Origin of the sequence: Micromonospora sp. NPDC020750, assembly GCF_044334565.1 — a bacterium.
In the GTDB taxonomy this organism is placed as follows: Bacteria; Actinomycetota; Actinomycetes; order Mycobacteriales; family Micromonosporaceae; genus Micromonospora.
The window spans coordinates 515,907-535,581 of record NZ_JBIRTH010000001.1; the positions used below are offsets into that span (position 1 = coordinate 515,907).

Consider the following 19,675-nt stretch of genomic DNA (forward strand, 5'->3'; position numbering starts at 1 on the left):
CCGTTGGCGTCGCTACTCTCGTAGGGCGGGCCGAGGGATTGGGTCAGAGGGCTGCCGTGATGCGGGCGGCGTAGGACTCGGCTTCGGCGTCGTCGGCGTAACGGGTGCGGGGCCAGAAGAAGCCGCGCAGGCCGTCGCCCTTCGTCCTCGGCACGACGTGGGTGTGCAGGTGCGGTACGGACTGGGACACCCGGTTGTTCATGGCCACGAACGTGCCGCCGGCCCCCAGACCGGACTCCACCCCCACGGCGAGCCGCTGGACCAGCCCGAAGTAGCCGGCCAGCGCGTCCGCCGGCAGGTCGGCCAGGGCGACCAGGTGGGTGCGCGGCACCACCAGCACGTGCCCCCGGAACACCGGCCGGGTGTCGAGGAAGGCGACCCCGTCCGGGGCGTCGACCACCCGGAACGCCGGCACGTCGCCCGCCACGATCCCGCAGAACACGCACCCGCCCATCCGGCCAGGCTAACCCCACTGGCAAAGGCCGACGCCGCGCCGGTCGTGCGGAGGTCTCTCTCTGCTGGAGGTGTTGACCGGGGTTCCTGCCGCCCCACCGACTAACGTCTCGGGCATGAGTCACGGCTTCGACACGCTCGCCATCCATGCCGGACAGGACCCCGAGGCCCGCACCGGCGCGGTGATCCCACCGATCTACCAGACCAGCACCTACGCCCAGGACGCCGTCGGCGCGCCCCGGCAGGGCTACGAGTACAGCCGCTCCGGCAACCCCACCAGGGATGCGCTCCAGGAGTGCCTCGCCGCGCTGGAGGGCGGCCCCGTCGGGCTCGCCTTCGCCAGTGGCCTGGCCGCCGAGGACACCCTGCTGCGCGCCGCCTGCCAGCCGGGCGACCACGTGGTGATCCCGGACGACGCGTACGGCGGCACGTACCGGCTGTTCGCGAAGGTGTCCGAGCGGTGGGGGCTGGCGTACACCCCGGCTAAGGTCTCCGACGTCGATGCCGTGCGGGCCGCGATCCGGCCCGGCACCACGAAGATCGTCTGGATCGAGACGCCGACCAACCCGCTGCTCGGCATCGCCGACATCGCCGCGCTGGCCGCCGTCGCCCACGACGCCGGGGCGCTGCTGGTGGTGGACAACACCTTCGCGTCGCCGTACCTGCAGCAGCCGATCGCGCTCGGCGCGGACGTGGTGGTGCACTCCACCACCAAGTACGTGGGCGGGCACTCGGACGTCGTCGGCGGTGCGCTGGTGGCGGCCGACCGTGGCCTGGGCGAGGAACTGCGCTTCCACCAGAACGCGATGGGCGCGGTCAACGGCCCGTTCGACGCCTGGCTGACCCTGCGCGGCATCAAGACCCTGGGCGTACGGATGGACCGGCACTGCGACAACGCCGAGCGGATCGCCGCATACCTGGACGGGCACGCCAAGGTTGGTCAGGTCATCTACCCGGGCCTGCCGTCGCACCCCGGGCACGAGGTGGCCGCCAAGCAGATGCGCCGGTTCGGCGGCATGATCTCCTTCCTCGCCGCCGGCGGCGAGGAGCACGCCGTGGAGATCTGCAACCAGGCAAAGTTGTTCGTGCTCGCCGAGTCTCTCGGCGGGGTGGAATCCCTGATCGAGCACCCGGGTCGGATGACACACGCAAGTGCTGCCGGCTCGCCGCTTGAAGTTCCCGGCGATCTCGTGCGACTGTCTGTCGGCATCGAGACGGTCGACGACCTGCTCGCCGACTTGGAGCAGGCGCTGGGCTGACCGCTGGCTGGGGAGGGTGGCCGTGCAGGACATCATGCCGACCTGGGTGGGTGCGACCGCGAAGCAGATCGCCCGCGGCGTACGGCGGGGTGACGTCTCCGCCACCCAGGTCGTGGCCGACCACCTCGACCACATCGCCCGGGTCGACGCCGACCTCGCCGCGTTCCGCACGGTGCGCGGCGGGGAGGCGATCACCGAGGCGGAGAAGGTCGACGAGCAGGAGGAACTGGCGAACCTGCCGCTGGCCGGGGTGCCGGTCGCGGTCAAGGAGAACACCCCGGTCGCGGGCCTGCCCACCTGGAACGGCTCGGCCGCCGTGCGCAGCGCGGTGGCGGAGGCCGACCACGAGGTGGTCCGGCGGCTGCGCGGCGCGGGCGCGGTGATTCTCGGGGTGACCCGGATGCCGGAGCTCGGCCTCTGGGCGCTCACCGACGACGGCAGCGCGGTGACCCGCAACCCGTGGGACTCCGGGCGCACCCCGGGTGGCTCCTCCGGCGGGGCCGCCGCCGCGGTCGCCGCCGGGCTGGTGCCCATGGCGCACGGCAACGACGGCCTCGGCTCGATCCGCATCCCGGCGGCCTGCTGCGGTTTGGTCGGGCTGAAGCCCGGCCGGGGCGTGGTGCCCTGCCAGCTCGGCGCCGACGACTGGTTCGGCCTGACCGAGCACGGCATGCTGACCTCCACGGTCGCCGACGCGGCCGTCGGCTTCCAGGTGCTCGCCGGCCGGCCGCAGGCGAAGCTGGTCCCGCCGCATCGGCTGCGGGTCGGCGTCTCGCTGCGGTCCCCGGTGCGCGGCATCTCGCCGGACGCGCCCAACCGGGACGCGGTGGCCGCCGCCGGCCGGCTGCTCGCCGCCGCCGGCCACGACACCGTGCCCGCCGACCCGGTCTACCCGACCCGACTCGGTCTCCAGGGCATCGCCACCTGGTTCGCGGCGGCCGCCGCCGACGTGCGGGCCGCCGGCCTCGACCGGCGCGACCTCCAACGGCGCAACCGCCGGCACGTCGCGCTGGGGGAGTGGGCGCACCGCCGGGGGTACGTCCGGGAGGCCGACCGGATCGCCTGGCGCGAGCGCTCGGTCGGCTTCTTCGCCGACCACTCGGTCGACCTGCTGCTCACCCCGGCGCTGGCCGGCCCGCCGCCGGAGGCCACCGGCTGGTCCGGCCGGTCCTGGAGCGCGAACATGAAGGCCAGCATCTGGTACGCCCCGTACGCCGCCCCGTGGAACATCGCCGGGCTGCCCGCGATCGTGGTGCCGGTGGGCCGCCGCCCCGACGGGCTGCCGGTGGCGGTGCAGCTCGTCGGCCCGCCCGGCTCGGAGCTGCTGCTGCTCGGCGTCGCCGGCCAGTTCGAGCTCCAGGCGCCCTGGACCCGACACGCCCCCGGCTACCCCCGGGTCGGAACGGTCTCCCCGTCCACCCCATGACCGCCGCCCGCCACCCGCCGCGCTCCGCCCGCCACCCGCCACCCGCCGGCGGCTAGGCAAATTCACGGAATGAGTGGCTATTCCCCGTTGAATAGCCACTCATTCCGTGAATTTGCGAGCCGTCCGGCGCAGGGGGTGGGTGGAGGGGCATTCGGTCCGTTACAGGGTCGTCGCCGCAGGTAGCGGGCGTGGGGAGTGCGGTGTCGCCGCTGGGCGCCGGGGCGGCGGGTGGCACGATCGGGGCATGACGGAACTGGTCGGTCTCGCCGACGTGCGTGCCGCGCGGGAGTTGCTCGCGGGCATCACCCGCACCACCCCGCTGGAGCCCTCCCGCCCGCTGAGCGCGGCGCTCGGCGGGCCGGTCTGGCTCAAGTGTGAGAACGTGCAGCGCGCCGGGTCGTACAAGGTGCGGGGGGCGTACGTGCGGATCTCCCGGCTGTCCGCGGCGGAGCGCGACCGGGGCGTGGTGGCCGCCAGCGCCGGCAACCACGCGCAGGGGGTGGCGCTGGCCGCCGGGCTGGTCGGCACGCACGCCACCGTCTTCATGCCGGTGAACGCGCCGCTGCCGAAGGTCGCGGCCACCAAGGGGTACGGCGCCCAGGTCGAGTTGGCCGGCCACACGGTCGACGAGTCGCTGGTCGCGGCTCAGACCTTCGCCGAGCGGACCGGGGCGGTCCTCATCCACCCGTTCGACCACCGGGACGTGATCGCCGGGCAGGGCACCGTGGCGCTGGAGATCCTCGAACAGTGCCCGGACGTGAAGACGATCATCGCCGGGGTCGGCGGGGGCGGCCTGATCTCCGGGATGGCGGTCGCTGCCAAGGCGCTGCGGCCGGACGTGCGGCTGATCGGTGTGCAGGCGACCGGGGCGGCGGCGTACCCGCCCTCGCTGGTCGCCGGCGAGCCGGTCCGCCTGCCCGCGTTCAGCACGATCGCCGACGGCATCGCGGTGGGCCGCCCGGGGGAGATCACCTTCAGCCACGTCCGTGAGCTCGTCGACGAGATCGTCACCGTCTCCGAGGAGGACATCTCCCGGGCGCTGCTGATGCTGCTGGAGCGGGGCAAGCAGGTGGTGGAACCGGCCGGCGCGGTGGGCGTGGCCGCCCTGCTGGCCGGCGTGGTGCAGGTCGAGACGCCGGTGGTGGCGGTGCTCTCCGGCGGCAACATCGACCCGCTGCTGCTGCTGCGGGTGATCGAGCACGGACTGGCGGCGGCCGGCCGGTACCTGCGCGTCACCGTCCGCTGCTCGGACCGGCCGGGGCAGCTCGCCTCGCTGCTCAGCGAGATCGCCGAGCACCGGGCGAACGTCGTCGACGTGGAGCACCAGCGGGCCAACCCGCACCTGGGGATCGGCGAGGTGGAGGTGGCGCTGTCGGTGGAGACCCGGGGCGTCGAGCACTCCGACACGCTGATCAGCGCCCTGCGGGCCAGCGGCTACCAGGTGGTCTTCGCCGCCGAGTCCTGATCCGTGGCCCCGAGTCCTGATCCGTGACCCCGAGTCCTGATCCGTGACCGCGAGTCCTGAACCGTGGCCCCGGGGCCGGCTGCCGGCCCCGGGGTCATCGTCGGGGTGGCTCAGCCCGCGAACGGCTCGAACTTGACGATGGTCACCTTGATGTCCGCGCCGCTGGGGGCGGTGTAGGTGACGGTCTGCCCGGGCCGCGTGCGGAGGATCGACTTGCCCAGCGCCGACTCCGGGCTGTAGACGGTCAGCTCGGTCGTCGCCGCGATCTCCCGCGATCCGAGCAGGAACGTCTCGGTGTCGTCGGTGTCGTCGTCGAAGTAGATCGTGACGACCATGCCGGGGGACACCGAGTCGGCGGTCGGCGCCTCGCCCACCTTGGCGGTGCGCAGCAGTTCCTTCAGGTAGAGGATCCGTCCCTCCGCCTTGCCCTGCTCCTCGCGGGCGGCGTGGTAGCCGCCGTTCTCCCGCAGGTCGCCCTCCTCGCGCCGGGCGTTGATCTCGGCGGCGATGACCGTCCGGTTGGCGATCAACTCGTCGAGCTCGCCCTGGAGGCGGTCGTGCGCGTCCTGGGACAGCCAGGTGGCGGGCGCCTCGTTGTCAGTGTTGGACACAGGCGGTCTCCTCGGTTGTGCGGACTGGCTGACAGGTGAGCTACCAAGTTACCAGTGCGCCGCCCGTCGGGATGCCGACGATCACCGCGGGTGCCGACGACGGGACCCGCAGTATGCGTGGCGCGAGGCGTTCCGGCAGTTCAGTCGGCCGGTCGGCAGCGCACCACCTCGCCGATGAAGGGCCGGGCGCTGGTGGTCAGCCGGTGCCGGGTGGTCACCTGCGACTCGCCTGCGGGGGCGGTCACCCTCACTTCCTCGCGGGCCAGTTCGACGCCGTCGTGCGAGCGGGCCCGCAGCGCGCAGGTCGCCGAGCCACCCGCCGGGACGGTCACCCGGAAGTCGACCACCACCTGGGAGTCGGTGATGTCGGTGTAGGTGATCACCTGGGCGTCGTAGTCGGGGTCGCCGTACTTGCCGTACATGCTGAACGTGGCCACGCCGAGCACCGCCGCCAGGGCGACGGCGAGCAGGGCGACCAGCGTCGGGCGGCGGCGGGCGGGCTCGCGGCGGCGGCCGTAGCGGCCCGGTGGGAACACCGGCGCGCCGGAGGCGATTGTGGCGTGCGTCTCGGTCACCGGCGGGCATCTCCTGGCGTTGTTGTCGGCGGCATCGGCAAGAATGGCAGAGTCCATCTTCCCAGCCCGGCGCTGACTCAGCGGACGAGCGCTGAGTCACCATGATGAGTCAAGCGATGATGAGTCAAGGATGACAGGTCGGCCCGCGTCGTCGACAGGTCAGCGCCGGTGGGCACGAACGAGGAGCGCCGCAAGTGGCAGAGCAGCTGCGTCTCATGGCCGTCCATGCGCACCCCGACGACGAGTCGAGCAAGGGTGCCGCGACCATGGCGAAGTACGTGGCCGAGGGGGTGGACGTCCTGGTCGTGACGTGCACCGGCGGCGAGCGCGGCAGCGTGCTCAATCCGAAAATGGACCGGCCGGACGTCTGGGCCAACATCGGCGAGATCCGCCGCGCCGAGATGGACGCGGCCCGCGCGGTTCTCGGCGTCGAGCAGGCGTGGCTCGGCTTCGTCGACTCGGGGCTGCCCGAGGGCGACCCGCTGCCGCCGCTGCCCGAGGGGTGTTTCGCCCTCCAGGACGTCGAGGTGGCCGCCGGCCCGCTGGTGCGGCTGATGCGCCAGTTCCGGCCGCACGTGGTCACCACGTACGACGAGGAGGGTGGCTACCCGCACCCCGACCACGTCATGACCCACAAGGTGACCGTCGCCGCCTTCGAGGCCGCCGGCGACCCGGCGCGTCACCCGGAGCTCGGTGAGCCCTGGCAGCCGCTCAAGCTCTACTACGACGTGGGGTTCTCCAAGGGCAAGATCCTGGCGCTGCACGAGGGCATCCTCGCCGCAGGGATCCCCTCGCCGTACGAGGAGTGGCTCAAGCGGTGGGATGACCGCCCCGACAAGGGCCCTCGGATCACCACCCGGGTCGAGTGCGCGGAGTACTTCACGGTCCGCGACGACGCGTTGCGCGCCCACGCCACCCAGATCGACCCGGACGGCTTCTGGTTCCAGGTGCCGATGGAGCTCCAGCAGCGCGCCTGGCCGACGGAGGACTTCGAGCTCGCCCGCTCGATGGTCGACAGCCCGCTGCCCGAGTCCGACCTCTTCGCCGGGGTGCGCGAGACGGCCCATGCCCGCTGATCCGGCGGCGGGTTACCCTGGTCACCAGCCGCCCAACGGAGGAACGCCATGCTGACCGCTGCCCAGGTGCTCGCGGAGAACAACTTCGGTGACACCCGCACGGGTGGCCTCGCCGGTCCGATGGGCCTCTTCCTCATCCTGGTGCTGGCCGCCGCCACCGTGCTGCTGATCCGCAACATGAACGCCCGGTTGCGCCGGCTGCCCGACCGGTTCCCGGGGCCGGACGGTGTCGACGCGGGCCGGGTCGAAGCGGGAGTCGTCGATCCGACAGACGGGACTGTGGGGCAGGAGTCACGCCCGAACGCTCCCAAGCGGCCCCAGCAGGGCTGAAACGTATGATCCGCGCGTGATTCACGCCGAACCCGGCTGTCGCCCCCTGTTGCGGCCACCGGCTTTGGCTTAGCCTTCCGCCGGGGGACCAAAAGTCCCCGAGCCGCGCGCGGGAGGGGGCACCGATGACCGGGTCAGCGACGGCTGCCCGCCGTGCCGTGCGACGACCTGCGGACGGGAGAGATCGGTGACCTCCGGCAGGGCCGGCGGTCAACTCGACCGGCTCGGCCTGCGTGGCACCCCGGGCCGGGTCCTGCTGCTGACGGCCGCCGTTGCCCTGACCGCCCTGGCGGCAGCGGTGGTCGGCCTCACCCTTCCGACGGGCCTGCCGGCCGACGACCCGCTCCCGGGGCCCGCCCGGTTCGGCATCGGCGTCGCGGCGTTCGCCGTGGCCCAGCTCGCCCGCCTGCGGTTCCGCGCCGGTTCCGGGATGGTCAGCATCACCTGGGGCGAGGCCGCGCTCATCGTCTGCCTCTACCTGGTGCCCGCGGGCTGGCTCCCGGCCGCCACGCTGCTCGGCGCGGGAGCGGCCTGGACGGGGCTGTCCCTGGCCGCCGACCGCCGGCCGCCGCTGGAGACCGTCCGCATCGCGACCTCGCTGACCGCCGCGACCGCCCTCGCCGTCACCGTCTCGACCGCCCTCGGCACGCCCCTGCTGGCGGCCCCCACGCCGGAGCTGGCGCCGGCCCTGGTGGCCGGCTCGATGGCGTACCTGCTCGTCAGCGCCTGGCTGGGCGGGGTCACCGTGGCGCTGCGGCACGGCGTGCCGCTGGGCCCGCCGTTGCTCGCCGCGCTGCGCGGCAAGCTGCTGATGTTCGTCGGGAACGTGGCCGTCGGCCTGGGCGTGGTGGCGCTGTTGGAGATCGACGCCCGGTGGCTGCTGCTGCTCCCGCCCGTGCTCTGGCTGCTCCAGCAGACCTACCGGCACCGGCTCGGCGCCGACCAGGAGCGGCGCAGCTGGCGGGCCTTCGCCGAGGCCACCGCCGCGCTCAACCAGCTCGACGAGCGGGGCGTCGCCACCGCTGCCGTGACCGGCGCGCTGACCCTCTTCGGTGCCGAGCTGGTCGACGTGGACGTGGCCCGCGGTGACGGCCGGTGGCGGCGCTACCGGGGCGAAACCGGCGGCCAGGTGGTCGACCGGGAGATCGGCCCGCCCGCCCGATCCGGCCCCGACGCGCACGAGCTGGTCCGGCCGCTGACCGTCGGCGCCACCCGGGTCGGCGAGCTGCGGGTCCGCTTCCCCCGTACCGCGCCGCCCAGCGCCCGCGAGCAGGACGCCGTCGCCGCGTTCTCCGACGCCCTCGCCGCCGCCCTGCACGACGCCGCGACCCACCGGGAGCTGCGGCTGGTCACCGCCCGATCGTCGTACGAGGCGGTGCACGACCCGCTCACCGGGCTGCTCAACCGGGCCGCCATGCTCGGCAAGGGCGACCAGGCGCTGCGGCAGCGCGCCCACGACCACCCGGTGGCGTTGCTGCTGCTCGACATCGACCAGTTCAAAGAGGTCAACGACACTCTCGGGCACGCCGCCGGTGACCAACTGCTGCGGCTGAGCGCCAACCGGCTCGGCGCGCTGACCCGCTCGGGCGACCTGCTGGGCCGGCTCGGCGGCGACGAGTTCGCCATGCTGCTGACCAACGTCCCGGTGCTCGGCGGCCGGACCGCACCGATGGCGTACGCGCTGCGCCAGGCCCGGGAGATCGCCGAGCGGCTGGCCGCCCCCACCGAGGTGGCCGGGGTGCGGATGTCCGTCGAGGTCTCCGTCGGGGTGGTGGTCGCCGACGCGGGCACCGCCGACATGACCGAGCTGCTGCGCCGGGCCGACATCGCGATGTACCAGGCCAAGGAGGGCGGCGGCAGCGTCGCCGCGTACGACAGTTCCCGGGACGCCGCGAGCACCGACCAGCTCGCGCTGCTCGCGGAGCTGCGGGAGGCGCTGGCCACCGACGACCAGCTCGTGCTGGCCCTCCAGCCGGCGGTGGACCTGGCCACCGGCGCGCCGACCGGGGTGGAGGCGCTGATCCGCTGGCGGCACCCCCGCCGGGGGTGGCTCGGCCCGACCGACTTCATCCGCCCGGTGGAGAACAGCGAGCAGCTCGGCACCTTCACCCGGTACGTGCTGGACAAGGCGCTCGGGGTGGCCGCCGACTGGGCCCGTGCGGGCCTGGACGTGCCGATCTCGGTGAACCTGTCGGCCCGCAGCCTGCTGGACCCCCGGCTGCCGGCCGAGATCGGCGAGGCGCTGCGCCGACACCAGGTCCCGCCGCGCCGGCTGGTGCTGGAGATCACCGAGACCGTGGTGATGAGCGAGCTGGAGATCATCGACGAGGTGCTCGCCACGCTCCGGTCGATGGGCGTGCAGCTCGCGGTGGACGACTTCGGCACCGGGTTCTCGTCGCTGGCGTTCGTGACCCGGATCGCCGTGGACGAGCTGAAGGTCGACCGGTCGTTCGTGATCCGGATGGCGGACTCGCCGGAGGCGGCGGCGATCGTCCGGGCGACCGTCGGGCTCGCCCACGAGCTGGGCCTGCGGGTGGTCGCCGAGGGAGTGGAGACCGCTGAGCAGCGGCTGGCGCTGGCCGAGCTGGGCTGCACGGCCGCGCAGGGATACCACTTCTTCAAGCCGATGCCGGCCGACAAGATCGGCGCGGTGCTCGGGACGCTGCTGAACACCGCCCAGGGCAACGTATTCCCGCTGCGCGCCGACGGCGCCTCCTGACCCGTTCGGGCGATGTGGGGTCCGAGTCGCTGATCTCCTCGGGGTGAGCCGCTGGACTTAGCCCTGCGGGTCGCGGGCCAGCATCAACGGGGCCGAGCCAAGGCTCAGCGGGAGGGTCCCCGGGCCGAGGTGGACGTGCGCCCCGGACGGTGCCCTGTCATCGGACAGGGCGAGGCACTGCCGCCTCGCGGTGTCGCGCCTCGGACGGAGCCCTGGGCCGGTACTTCCCGGCCGGCGGGCGAACGGGACTCCCGAAGCGGGGAAGTGGCCTTCGACCTGCAGCTACGTGGTGCCTCGTCATGCAGCCCTGCACCAACGCCCAAGGACGAGGCACTAGTCATTCAACGGTGGAATTGAGTCCTCAAGGGCGAAGATGATCTTGGTTTTCTGCTCGCCGTCCTCCAGCGTCTCGATGCGGGTACCGACGTACCGGAAGTGACACTTCTCCGCCACCCTGATCGATGCGCTATTTTCGTCGTCTGCCTCAAGGCCCAGCCGCTTGACCCGAAGGTCGGACAACGCCCAGCGCGCCAGCAGCCGTACGGCCCTCGGGGCGACGCCCTGTCCACGGTTCTCAGGGAACACGCTGTACGCGACAGTGGCGACGTCATCGCTCTGGAACTGAAGGTTGATGATCCCAACGGGCTCGTCGGTCACAGCGTCCGCGATTACCAACGGGGCACCCCTGCCGCTTCGCCATGCTTCATCGGCTCGGGCCAAGCTTGTACGTCGCGCCTCCCCGCCCATCGGCTCGTCGTCCAGCCACCGACGGGTTTCGGAGTCGTGGCTTGCTGCGGCGATCGCGTCAAGGTCAGAAACCTGCCGAAGCCGCAAGGTGACAGTGCCGTCTGTGAGCCGGCGAGCCGGAAACTCTATCGGTGCGGAACGGACCATGAAGGTTCATGTTACGGCCAGCCGTCGAGCTGAACTGGCCGCGACGAGGCCATGGTGGGGATGCAGCACGCGCGGTCGCCTGGAACCGCTCTGTGCGGGGCCCGCGTCAGCCGCGCGGCAGCACGTCGTCGACCACGCCCGGCAGAGCTGCCCAGTCCGCCGAGGCGACGCTCGCGTGCCTACGGGCCAGCTCCGCCACCCGGGCCGCCGCCGCGTCCGGGTCGGCGTTGCCCACCGCCGGGGGCACGTTCTGCGCGTCGGTCATCACCAGCAGGTAGTGGTTGGCGTCGTACCAGGCGGTGTCGATGCCGCCGGTGACGTACGCGGAGGCGTCGCCGTCGAAGACCACGAACCAGGGGCGCAGGCTTGCGTCGGCGTACCGGGTGCGGGGGTCGCCGGCCTGGGCCCGGTGCACGGCCGGGAACGCCTGCGCCGAGCCCAGCGTTCCGGCGGCGGCGAGCGCGGCGAGGTGGCGGGCGTACTCGACGTCGGTCCAGAGGGTGTCGGTGGGGTTGCCCTCCTCGACGGTGCCGGGGATCAGGTGCACGATCACCCGGCCGGCGAGTTGCTGCCGGGTCGGCCAGTTGTCGGCGCGGGCGGCGGCGTCCAGGGTGGCGTACCCGCCCCTCAGGTCGGCGGGCCGGAACACCGCCGCGCCGAGCCGGGCGGCGAGCAGTGCGTCGAGCTGCGCCGGCCCCTGCCCGGTGCGGCCGCTGAAGCCGGTCTTCAGCTCCAGCTTGAGGTGCAGCGGGCCGGCGTCGGGGTGGGCGGCCAGCCAGAGCCGGATGTCGTCGAGGCAGTGTTCGAGGTTCCTGTTGCGGGTGCCGGTGTAGAGCTGGGCGGCGCTGGTCGCGGCGACGCAGTTGTTGGCGTTGCCGAGCGGGTTGGAGTGGCTGACCCGCCACTGCCTCGTGATGATGTCGGGCCACACGTCCAGCTCGATCATCCCCGGCCGGGCGTCGAGCGTCTGGGCCAGGTACGCGTACGTGCCCTGCTCGTACACGTTGTGGGTGCCCACGGTGGTGGTCGCCGAGACCCGGGCGCCCGGGTCGACGGCCGCCTCCGCCGGGCCGGCGGTGAGCACGGCCGCGACCAGCGCGACCGACGCGAACGCTGACAGGGGACGGGATCCGCGCATGCGTGCCTCCTCGGAGGGGCCGGCGACGGTCGCCGGGCATGCACTCATATAAATACAAGAACGTCAATGGCGGTAGGCCCGCAGGGGTCTACTGCCGACCGGTGCCGGGGCGCAGCATCGCCGGGTGGAGCATGGTCGCGTCGCCGCGCCGGTACAGCGCCGCCGGACGGCCGGTGGGCGGGTTGCGTCGCTCCCCGGTGGGCACCACGAACCCGCTCACCCCGGTGACCTTGCGGTGGAAGTTGCGCGGGTCGAGGTCCACCTGCCAGACGGCCTCGTAGACCGCGCGCAACTCGCCGATGGTGAACGTCTCGCCGCAGAACGCCGTGGCCAGGGGCGAGTACTCCAGCTTGGCCCGGGCCCGTTCGAGCGCGTCCCGCAGGATGGTGTCGTGGTCGAAGGCGAGCCAGCCGTCGCCCAGCCGCTCGTGGTCGACTGGCTCCCACCGGGCCCGGGCCGCGTCGGTGCCGGCCACCGGCACCGGCAGATCCGGGGCGATGGCCAGGTACGCGACCGAGGCGACCGCGCCGCGCGGATCCCGCCCCGGCGCGGCGTACGTGCGGACCTGCTCCAGGTGCAGCGCCCGGCCGTCGAGCCCGGTCTCCTCGGAGAGTTCCCGCACCGCCGTGCCGTCCAGGTCCTCGCCGTCCCGGACGAAGCCGCCGGGCAGTGCGGCCCGACCCTCGAACGGTGGCTTGCCGCGTTCGATGAGCAGGACCGCCAGCCGACCGTCACGGATCGTGAGGATGGCCAGGTCGATGGCGATGCGGAAGTCGGTCGGCCGGTCGGACACACCGGAAGGGTATCGGCCGTGCCGGCGGGCGACGGGTAGGCGTCGACCAGGTGAGGAGCGGGTCATTCCCGGGCCTGGCCGCCGGCCCAGATCCGGTCGAACTCCCGGGCGAAGTGCCGATACCACACCGGATCGCGGTCGGGGCGGAGCGTGACCGTCGCCTCGCGTCCGTCCGGTCGGTGCGAGTAGATGTCGACCGAGATCCGCCCGGTCGGCTGCCCGGGGTCGACCAGCATCATGCCGAAGGCGGGGACGAAGCGCAGCAGCCGGACCTCCAGTCGCCCGCCGCCGGCAGTCTGCGCCGCCAGGTAGTCCAACAGGTCGATGGTGGGCTGGATGCGGTGCTCGAAGACCTCGCGACCGCCCTCGGCGTCCAGACCGTTGCGGCGGGCCGCCTCGTCGGGCGCCGGGCCGGCCGGATCGATGAGCGCGATCCGCACCGTCGCGCCCGCGGCCAACTGCTGCCGGAGCTCGTCCAGGTGGCTGCGGACCGTCCGGTTCAGGGTCACCCCGACCAGCCGGATGTCCCGTGCGCCGGCCAGCCCCACCGCCGCGCCCGGCACGGCGGTGGTGATCAGCCGGTCCACCGACTCGACGCCGTCCGTGCGCAGGTTGCCGGCCAGCGTGCGCAGGGTGGACTCGACGCTCCGCAGCCGCCGACGCCCGGTCAGCAGGTCGAAGGTGATCACGCCGAGAACGGCCAGGGTGGCGGCGGCGACCACTTCCGGGCTGGTCACGTCGAGCAGGCCGAGCGCGCCGACGACCAGCGCCGCACCGGAGACGAGGTACGCCTCCAGTTCCCGGCCGGTCAGCCTGCCCAGCAGGGCCGCCCTCCTGGGCGCGTCCGGGGCCGTCCCGGTCCGTCGCGGTGCGCCGGTCACCGCTCGTCCCCGACCAGGCGCAGGTACGGCAGGAGCCGTGCCGTGACCAGTGCGGCGTGCCGGGCCGCCAGCTCGTGGTCGGCGTGCCCCTTGTGCCGGTCGGCGTGGTCCGAGATGCCCCGGACGGTCATCCAGCCGCGCAGCGCCCGGTCGCCGGCGATCTCCTCGTAGTACGCCTGGGCCACCCCGCCCGCCTCGGTCTCCACGGCCAGGGTCTTCTCGTGCACCTCGGCCAGCCAGGCCCGGACGCCCGAGCCGGCGTCGGTCACCACCGCGTTGCCCGAGCCGATCGGTCCCCGGTGGACGCGGAACTCCCCGCCCGACTCGGGGCGGACGACCGTGCCGTGCCGGACCAGGAAGTCGCTCACCCGGTGCCGCAGCACCGGCGCGGTCGCCTGGATCCGCCCCCGGCGGCGGGGGCCGTCCCCGGTCTCCCGACGGCTGTCGTACCAGATCACCTCGTCGGCGAGGACCACGTCGCCGACCGCCACGTCCGCGCGGACCCCACCGGCGATGCCGACCAGCAGGACGAGCGGCGGCGCGAAGCGTCGGCGGAGCTGCTGGTAGGCGAGTGCTGCGGAATGCGTGCCGGGTTCGAGGGCCTGGGCGGCGACCACCCGGACCGGGCCACCCTCGGCGGGGAAGGTGGCCCGGTGCACCGTGGCACCCCCGTACATCTGCTCGACCCGGTGGTCGTGCGCCCTCCTCAGCACGTCGACCACCGCCGCCATCTCCTCCCGCAGCACGGTGAGGATCCCGACGTCGGCGGGCCGGTCGGCCTGACCGCCGCGCGCCGCGAGGGCCGCCCGCGCGGCGGCCGGGTGGTTGTGCTGTACGGCGTGGACGTCACCACCGACCGAGACGGTGCCGCCGCTGACCTGTAGACCCGTGTTGTGGGCCTGGTACGCGCTCATCGTCCCGCGCCCCTCCACGGATCGGCGGTGTTCGTCTGGGAGCTGTTCACATCGCCGTGCACGACGAGGTGCCCGCCGGAGACGATCGCCGCCGCGTTGAGCAGGACCGTGGCCCGCTGGCGGTGCTCGCTGGTGTCCACTCCACGGCTCTCCAGGAAGTCGAGTGCGGCAGCGAGCAGCCGGCGCTCGATGATCCGCTGGTACTTGTCGATCTCTTGGGTCTGGAGGTGGTGGCGGGTGTCGGCGGCCATCGCGAGTTCCCGGACGCTGACCCGCGCCCCGTAGTCGTACCCCCGCCGGAACGACCCGTTGAACTTGAACCAGGAGGAGTCCTTCAGGGAGCCACCCCAGTTCCGGGCGAGGTTGAGGGGGGCGCGGACGATGGTTGTCGGTGCGTCGAGCAGTCCCCGGACGCCGGCCCGCAGGTACGCCGCCGCGCCGGTCTCACCGACCTGGTTGATCACTCGGAACCGCTCGTCGCAGGGCGGCAACGCGGTCGAGGTGAACCCCATGTAGAGGGACCTGCCCTGGACCGCCACGTGTACGTAGACCGTGGTGACCAGCTCGCCGTCCCAGGAGACCACCTGGCAGACGAGGTAGTGCCGGGCCGACGCGGTGGGTTGGCGGATGATCGCCAGCAGGTGAGCGGGGTCGGTGTACGGAGCGAGGTGCGAGACCTCGGTCCCGGACAGGAGGATCCGGTCGGCGACGGTCAGCCCGGCGAGCTGTTGCTCGGCCTCCTGCGCCGTCGCCAGCGTGCTGAGTTCGCCCCGCAGGTGGGCGACCAGTTCGACGGCACTGAAGGGCGCGGTGGGGAACTCCCGTTCCGTCTCGGGGGCCAGGCCGGTCAGCGGGTTGCCGGCCCGGACCAGCCGTTGGGCGAAACCCCAGTTCGTCAGCACGCTGCCGGAGCCGATGAACGGCCAGGAGCCGGAGAAGGCGATGGTGTTGCCGCTCTCCAGCCACCGGATCTCGTCGAACCGTTTGGAACGGGCCGGTGCGGACGGCGTCCGGCCGGGGGCGAACTGGTTGAGCCGGCTCTGCCGCGCGAGGCTCGCCACGACCGGTGGCCCGAACATGACGAGCAGCGCCATGACGAACCCCGGGAAGTGCCCGACGAGAGGGCTCTCGGGATAGCCCCCGGAATAGCTGCCGGCGCGGCTCGAGTCGTCGAGTTCGGCCATGAACCTGCCGAGCAGGTTGAGCACGATCACCGCCCCGAGGAGGCGGAACAGGACGGCCATCGCCCGGCTGAAGATGAGCCCGGGGCTTGCCGACCGGCCCTGGCGCAGCTCCCGCGCGGTGTTTTCGATGATCTGCTGGGTGGAGGTGACCAGGTAGGTCAGGAGCAACCCGATGATGGCGAGGCCCGTCCCCACCGGGGCCACGCAGGCGAGCGGCACCAGCAACACGAGGGTCATCGCGTCCCGGAAGATGGTGATCTGGCGGGCCTGTAGGCACTGCCCGAGCACGGTGACCAGGTCGAAGCCGTACGACGGGGCGATCAGGTGCGCGCGCTGGCCGTAGACCTCGGCGAGGCAGGCGCGCTGGAAATCCTCGTCGAGGTACGCCCCGGCACAGAGGTGTCGGGTGGTGTTGGACGCGGCCGGCGGCGGTGGGATTCGGGGCGGGGCCGGCGGGCCCGCGGCCGGGCCGGTGGGTGCGTGAGTGGTCATGGGATCCCGTCCGTGGACAGCCGTGGCCCGTGGCGGGCCGGGGTGGTGATCCTGTTTACGTTAGTTTGACGATAAGTCGACGGTAGGCGGGGAGCCAGTTCGTGTCAACAAGACGATTAGTCGCGTCGGCCGTCCTCGGAGGACCGGGGTGCCGCCGCACCGCGCGCTGGATATGGTCGTCCCGTGAACCGACTCGCCAGTGCCACCAGCCCGTACCTCCTCCAGCACGCCGACAACCCGGTGGACTGGTGGCCGTGGTGCGACGAGGCGTTCGCCGAGGCGAAGCGGCGCGACGTGCCGGTGCTGATCTCGGTCGGCTACGCGGCCTGCCACTGGTGCCACGTGATGGCCCACGAGTCGTTCGAGGACGCCGGCGTCGGGAAGCTGCTCAACGACGGCTTCGTGGCGATCAAGGTGGACCGCGAGGAGCGGCCGGACGTGGACGCCGTCTACATGACCGCGACCCAGGCGATGACCGGGCAGGGCGGCTGGCCGATGACGGTCTTCGCCACCCCGGACGGCACCCCGTTCTTCTGCGGCACGTACTTCCCGAAGCCGAACTTCGTCCGGCTGCTGGAGTCCGTCGGCACCGCCTGGCGGGAGCAGCGCGAGGCCGTGCTCCGGCAGGGCTCCGCCGTGGTCGAGGCGATCGGCGGGGCGCAGGCCGTCGGCGGGCCGACCGCCCCGCTCACCGCCGAACTGCTCGACGACGCCGCCGCCCAGCTCGCGAGGGAGTACGACCGGAGCAACGGCGGTTTCGGCGGCGCACCGAAGTTCCCGCCGCACATGAATCTGCTCTTCCTGCTGCGCCACCACCAGCGCACCGGCTCCGCCGAGAGCCTGGAGATCGCCCGGCACACCGCCGAGGCGATGGCCCGGGGCGGCATCAACGATCAGCTCGCCGGCGGCTTCGCCCGGTACTCGGTCGACGGGCACTGGACCGTGCCGCACTTCGAGAAGATGCTCTACGACAACGCCCTGCTGCTGCGGGTCTACACCCAGCTCTGGCGGCTCACCGGCGACCCGCTGGCCGCCCGGGTGGCCCGGGACGTCGCCCGGTTCCTCGCCGACGAGCTGCACCGCCCCGGCGAGGGCTTCGCCTCCGCGCTCGACGCCGACACCGAGGGCGTCGAGGGGCTCACCTACGCCTGGACCCCGGCCCAGCTCGTCGAGGTGCTCGGCACCGAGGACGGCCGCTGGGCCGCCGACCTCTTCGGGGTCACCGAGTCCGGCACCTTCGAGGGCGGGATGAGCGTGCTGCGGCTGGCCCGGGACGTCGACGACGCCGACCCGGCGGTGCGCGGCCGGTGGCAGGACGTCGTCCGGCGGCTGCTGGCCGCCCGGGACAACCGCCCCCAGCCCGCCCGCGACGACAAGGTGGTGGCCGCCTGGAACGGCCTGGCGATCACCGCGATCGCCGAGTTCGTCCGCCTCGTCGAGGCGCAGGGGGCGGCCGGCGGGGACGAGGCCGCCGCCAACCTGCTGGAGGGCGTCACCATCGTTGCCGACGGCGCGATGCGGGACGCCGCCGAGCACCTGGCCACCGTGCACCTGGTCGACGGCCGGCTGCGCCGGGTCTCCCGGGACGGGGTGGTCGGCGCGCCGGCCGGGGTGCTGGAGGACTACGGCTGCGTGGCCGAGGCGTTCTGCGCGATGCACCAGGTCACCGGCGAGGGGCGTTGGCTGGAACTGGCCGGCGGGCTCCTGGACACCGCGCTGGCCCGGTTCGTCGCCCCGGGCGGCGGGTTCTACGACACCGCCGACGACGCCGAGCAGCTCGTCACCCGGCCGGCCGACCCGACCGACAACGCCACCCCGTCCGGCCGGTCGGCGATCGTCGCCGCCCTGGTGGCGTACGCGGCGCTGACCGGGGAGAACCGGTACCGGGAGGCCGCCGAGGCCGCCCTCGCCACGGTCGCCCCGATCGTCGCCCGGCACGCCCGGTTCACCGGGTACGCGGCCACCGTCGGGGAGGCGCTGCTCTCCGGCCCGTACGAGATCGCCGTGGTGACCGACGACCCGGCCGGCGATCCCCTCGTCGCCGCCGCGTACCGGCATGCCCCGCCCGGCGCGGTGGTCGTCGCGGGCCGCCCGGACCAGCCCGGGGTGCCGCTGCTGGCAGACCGGCCGCTGGTCGACGGCCGACCCGCCGCGTACGTCTGTCGGGGTTTCGTCTGCCAGCGCCCGGTCACCACCGTCGAGGACCTCCGCGCCCAGTTGTGAGGGACGCCCGCGACCGCCCCGGACCTCGGCCCGGGGCGGTCGGGGCGCGCCGCTAGGCTGGCGGGCGAGATGGATACCCGAACCGGTCTGCCTGTTGTCGGCATGGTGGGGGGCGGCCAGCTGGCCCGCATGACCCACCAGGCCTCGATCGCCCTCGGTCAGTCGCTGCGCGTGCTCGCGCAGGCCCCGGACGACGGCGCGGCCCTGGTCGCCGCCGACGTCCAATACGGCGACCACACCGACCTCGCCGCCCTGCGCGCCTTCGCCGAGGGCTGCGACGTGGTCACCTTCGACCACGAGCACGTGCCGACGGAGCACATCCGCGCCCTCGCGGCCGAGGGTGTGAGCCTCTTCCCGCCGGCCGACGCGCTGCTGCACGCGCAGGACAAGCGGATCATGCGGGAGCGGCTCGCCGCGCTGGGCGCACCGAACCCGGTGTGGCGACCGGTCGCCGAGCCCGCCGACCTGGTCGCCTTCGGCGAGGCCCAGGGCTGGCCGGTGGTGCTGAAGGCCGCCCGGGGCGGGTACGACGGCCGGGGCGTCTGGCTGGTCGACGACGCGGCGCAGGCCGCCGAGCTGGCCGCCACCCTGCTCGCCGGGGGGACCAGCCTGATCGTCGAGGAGCGGGTGGCGCTGCGCCGGGAGCTGGCCGTGCAGGTGGCCCGCTCGCCGTTCGGGCAGGTCGCCGCGTACCCGGTGGTGGAGACGGTGCAGGTCGACGGGATCTGCGTCGAGGTGCTGGCCCCGGCGCCGGGCCTGGACGAGGAGCGGGCCGTCGCCGCCCAGCAGCTCGCCATCGACCTGGCCACCGCGCTCGGCGTGGTCGGCCTGCTCGCCGTGGAGCTGTTCGAGACGCCGGCCGGGCTGGTGGTCAACGAGCTGGCCATGCGCCCGCACAACTCGGGCCACTGGACGATCGAGGGGGCCCGGACCTCGCAGTTCGAGCAGCACCTGCGGGCCGTGCTGGACTACCCGATGGGGGACACCGGGCTGACCGCCCCGGCGGTGGCGATGGCGAACGTGCTCGGCGGCGAGCCGGGCGGGATGTCGGTCGACGAGCGGCTGCACCACCTCTTCGCCGCCGAGCCGGGCGCGAAGGTCCACCTGTACGGCAAGCAGGTGCGCCCCGGCCGCAAGATCGGCCACGTCACGGTACTCGGTGCCGACCTGGACGACGTGCGGGCGCGGGCCGCCCGGGCCGCCCGCTGGCTCCGCGAGGGCCACCAGTGAGCCTGCGACCCC

At 73.4% G+C, this 19,675-nt stretch carries 17 protein-coding genes; 8 read left to right on the top strand and 9 right to left on the bottom strand.

All coding sequences use genetic code 11. The features are described 5' to 3' along the window. Positions 1–43 precede the first annotated feature (43 nt). Positions 44–454, bottom strand: coding sequence for an HIT family protein (locus ACH4T9_RS02500; protein WP_396669424.1), 411 nt, complete (start codon positions 452–454; stop codon positions 44–46). 115 nt (positions 455–569) lie between these two features. Between ACH4T9_RS02500 and ACH4T9_RS02505 the strand changes: the two genes are divergently transcribed. The 3 genes from ACH4T9_RS02505 to ilvA all read left to right on the top strand — a co-directional run bounded on the left by ACH4T9_RS02505 (position 570) and on the right by ilvA (position 4,603). Then, positions 570–1,712 carry a cystathionine gamma-synthase gene (locus tag ACH4T9_RS02505; RefSeq protein ID WP_396669425.1) on the top strand — a complete coding sequence of 381 codons (1,143 nt, stop codon included), beginning with the start codon at positions 570–572 and terminating at the stop codon, positions 1,710–1,712. Positions 1,713–1,728: 16 nt separating this feature from the next. Next, positions 1,729–3,138 (top strand): amidase, encoded by a 1,410-nt coding sequence (locus ACH4T9_RS02510; protein ID WP_396669426.1) that lies wholly within the window; start codon positions 1,729–1,731, stop codon positions 3,136–3,138. Between the two features lie 244 nt (positions 3,139–3,382). Next, entirely contained in the window at positions 3,383–4,603 is a 1,221-nt protein-coding gene (ilvA, locus tag ACH4T9_RS02515) for a threonine ammonia-lyase (RefSeq protein ID WP_396669427.1), read from the top strand. A gap of 110 nt (positions 4,604–4,713) precedes the next feature. Here the strand turns inward: ilvA and greA are convergent, their stop codons facing one another. Both greA and ACH4T9_RS02525 read right to left on the bottom strand, forming a co-directional pair. After that, positions 4,714–5,214 carry a transcription elongation factor GreA gene (gene greA, locus ACH4T9_RS02520; protein WP_396669428.1) on the bottom strand — a complete coding sequence of 167 codons (501 nt, stop codon included), beginning with the start codon at positions 5,212–5,214 and terminating at the stop codon, positions 4,714–4,716. Between the two features lie 140 nt (positions 5,215–5,354). Then, positions 5,355–5,789 (bottom strand): DUF4307 domain-containing protein, encoded by a 435-nt coding sequence (locus tag ACH4T9_RS02525; protein ID WP_396669429.1) that lies wholly within the window; start codon positions 5,787–5,789, stop codon positions 5,355–5,357. Between the two features lie 194 nt (positions 5,790–5,983). Here ACH4T9_RS02525 and mca point away from each other — a divergent pair, with 194 nt between their 5' ends. From mca to ACH4T9_RS02540, 3 genes are all read left to right on the top strand, one after another. Continuing rightward, positions 5,984–6,865 carry a mycothiol conjugate amidase Mca gene (gene mca / locus ACH4T9_RS02530; RefSeq protein ID WP_396669430.1) on the top strand — a complete coding sequence of 294 codons (882 nt, stop codon included), beginning with the start codon at positions 5,984–5,986 and terminating at the stop codon, positions 6,863–6,865. A 48-nt stretch (positions 6,866–6,913) separates the two neighbouring features. Then, positions 6,914–7,195 carry a hypothetical protein gene (locus ACH4T9_RS02535; protein ID WP_396669431.1) on the top strand — a complete coding sequence of 94 codons (282 nt, stop codon included), beginning with the start codon at positions 6,914–6,916 and terminating at the stop codon, positions 7,193–7,195. 229 nt (positions 7,196–7,424) lie between these two features. After that, positions 7,425–9,914 carry a putative bifunctional diguanylate cyclase/phosphodiesterase gene (locus ACH4T9_RS02540; protein ID WP_396669886.1) on the top strand — a complete coding sequence of 830 codons (2,490 nt, stop codon included), beginning with the start codon at positions 7,425–7,427 and terminating at the stop codon, positions 9,912–9,914. A gap of 333 nt (positions 9,915–10,247) precedes the next feature. Here ACH4T9_RS02540 and ACH4T9_RS02545 read toward each other — a convergent pair whose 3' ends face one another. The 6 genes from ACH4T9_RS02545 to ACH4T9_RS02570 all read right to left on the bottom strand — a co-directional run bounded on the left by ACH4T9_RS02545 (position 10,248) and on the right by ACH4T9_RS02570 (position 16,210). Next, entirely contained in the window at positions 10,248–10,808 is a 561-nt protein-coding gene (locus ACH4T9_RS02545) for a GNAT family N-acetyltransferase (RefSeq protein WP_396669432.1), read from the bottom strand. Positions 10,809–10,914: 106 nt separating this feature from the next. Next, entirely contained in the window at positions 10,915–11,946 is a 1,032-nt protein-coding gene (locus tag ACH4T9_RS02550; protein ID WP_396669433.1) for a phosphatidylinositol-specific phospholipase C domain-containing protein, read from the bottom strand. An 88-nt stretch (positions 11,947–12,034) separates the two neighbouring features. Further along, positions 12,035–12,739 (bottom strand): NUDIX hydrolase, encoded by a 705-nt coding sequence (locus ACH4T9_RS02555; protein WP_396669434.1) that lies wholly within the window; start codon positions 12,737–12,739, stop codon positions 12,035–12,037. Between the two features lie 62 nt (positions 12,740–12,801). Then, positions 12,802–13,620, bottom strand: coding sequence for a hypothetical protein (locus ACH4T9_RS02560; protein ID WP_396669435.1), 819 nt, complete (start codon positions 13,618–13,620; stop codon positions 12,802–12,804). Further along, a complete protein-coding gene (locus ACH4T9_RS02565) occupies positions 13,617–14,534 on the bottom strand; it encodes a hypothetical protein (RefSeq protein ID WP_396669436.1) in 918 nt (305 codons plus the stop codon). Before ACH4T9_RS02565 ends, ACH4T9_RS02560 begins: the two co-directional genes overlap by 4 nt. Next, positions 14,531–16,210, bottom strand: coding sequence for a hypothetical protein (locus ACH4T9_RS02570; protein WP_396669437.1), 1,680 nt, complete (start codon positions 16,208–16,210; stop codon positions 14,531–14,533). The genes ACH4T9_RS02565 and ACH4T9_RS02570 overlap by 4 nt, the downstream gene beginning before the upstream one ends. A gap of 183 nt (positions 16,211–16,393) precedes the next feature. Here ACH4T9_RS02570 and ACH4T9_RS02575 point away from each other — a divergent pair, with 183 nt between their 5' ends. Then, entirely contained in the window at positions 16,394–18,433 is a 2,040-nt protein-coding gene (locus ACH4T9_RS02575) for a thioredoxin domain-containing protein (protein WP_396669438.1), read from the top strand. 69 nt (positions 18,434–18,502) lie between these two features. Beyond that, complete coding sequence (locus ACH4T9_RS02580) at positions 18,503–19,663, top strand: 5-(carboxyamino)imidazole ribonucleotide synthase (RefSeq protein WP_396669439.1); 1,161 nt, start codon at positions 18,503–18,505, stop codon at positions 19,661–19,663. Positions 19,664–19,675 lie beyond the last annotated feature (12 nt).

Bases quoted from the DNA above. Each gene is read 5' to 3' on its own strand.
- ACH4T9_RS02545 (WP_396669432.1), bottom strand. From the start codon at position 10,808: ATGGTCCGTTCCGCACCGATAGAGTTTCCGGCTCGCCGGCTCACAGAC.
- ACH4T9_RS02535 (WP_396669431.1), top strand. From the start codon at position 6,914: ATGCTGACCGCTGCCCAGGTGCTCGCGGAGAACAACTTCGGTGACACC.
- ACH4T9_RS02580 (WP_396669439.1), top strand. From the start codon at position 18,503: ATGGATACCCGAACCGGTCTGCCTGTTGTCGGCATGGTGGGGGGCGGC.
- ACH4T9_RS02550 (WP_396669433.1), bottom strand. From the start codon at position 11,946: ATGCGCGGATCCCGTCCCCTGTCAGCGTTCGCGTCGGTCGCGCTGGTC.
- ACH4T9_RS02565 (WP_396669436.1), bottom strand. From the start codon at position 14,534: ATGAGCGCGTACCAGGCCCACAACACGGGTCTACAGGTCAGCGGCGGC.
- ACH4T9_RS02505 (WP_396669425.1), top strand. From the start codon at position 570: ATGAGTCACGGCTTCGACACGCTCGCCATCCATGCCGGACAGGACCCC.
- ACH4T9_RS02500 (WP_396669424.1), bottom strand. From the start codon at position 454: ATGGGCGGGTGCGTGTTCTGCGGGATCGTGGCGGGCGACGTGCCGGCG.
- ilvA (WP_396669427.1), top strand. From the start codon at position 3,383: ATGACGGAACTGGTCGGTCTCGCCGACGTGCGTGCCGCGCGGGAGTTG.
- ACH4T9_RS02570 (WP_396669437.1), bottom strand. From the start codon at position 16,210: ATGACCACTCACGCACCCACCGGCCCGGCCGCGGGCCCGCCGGCCCCG.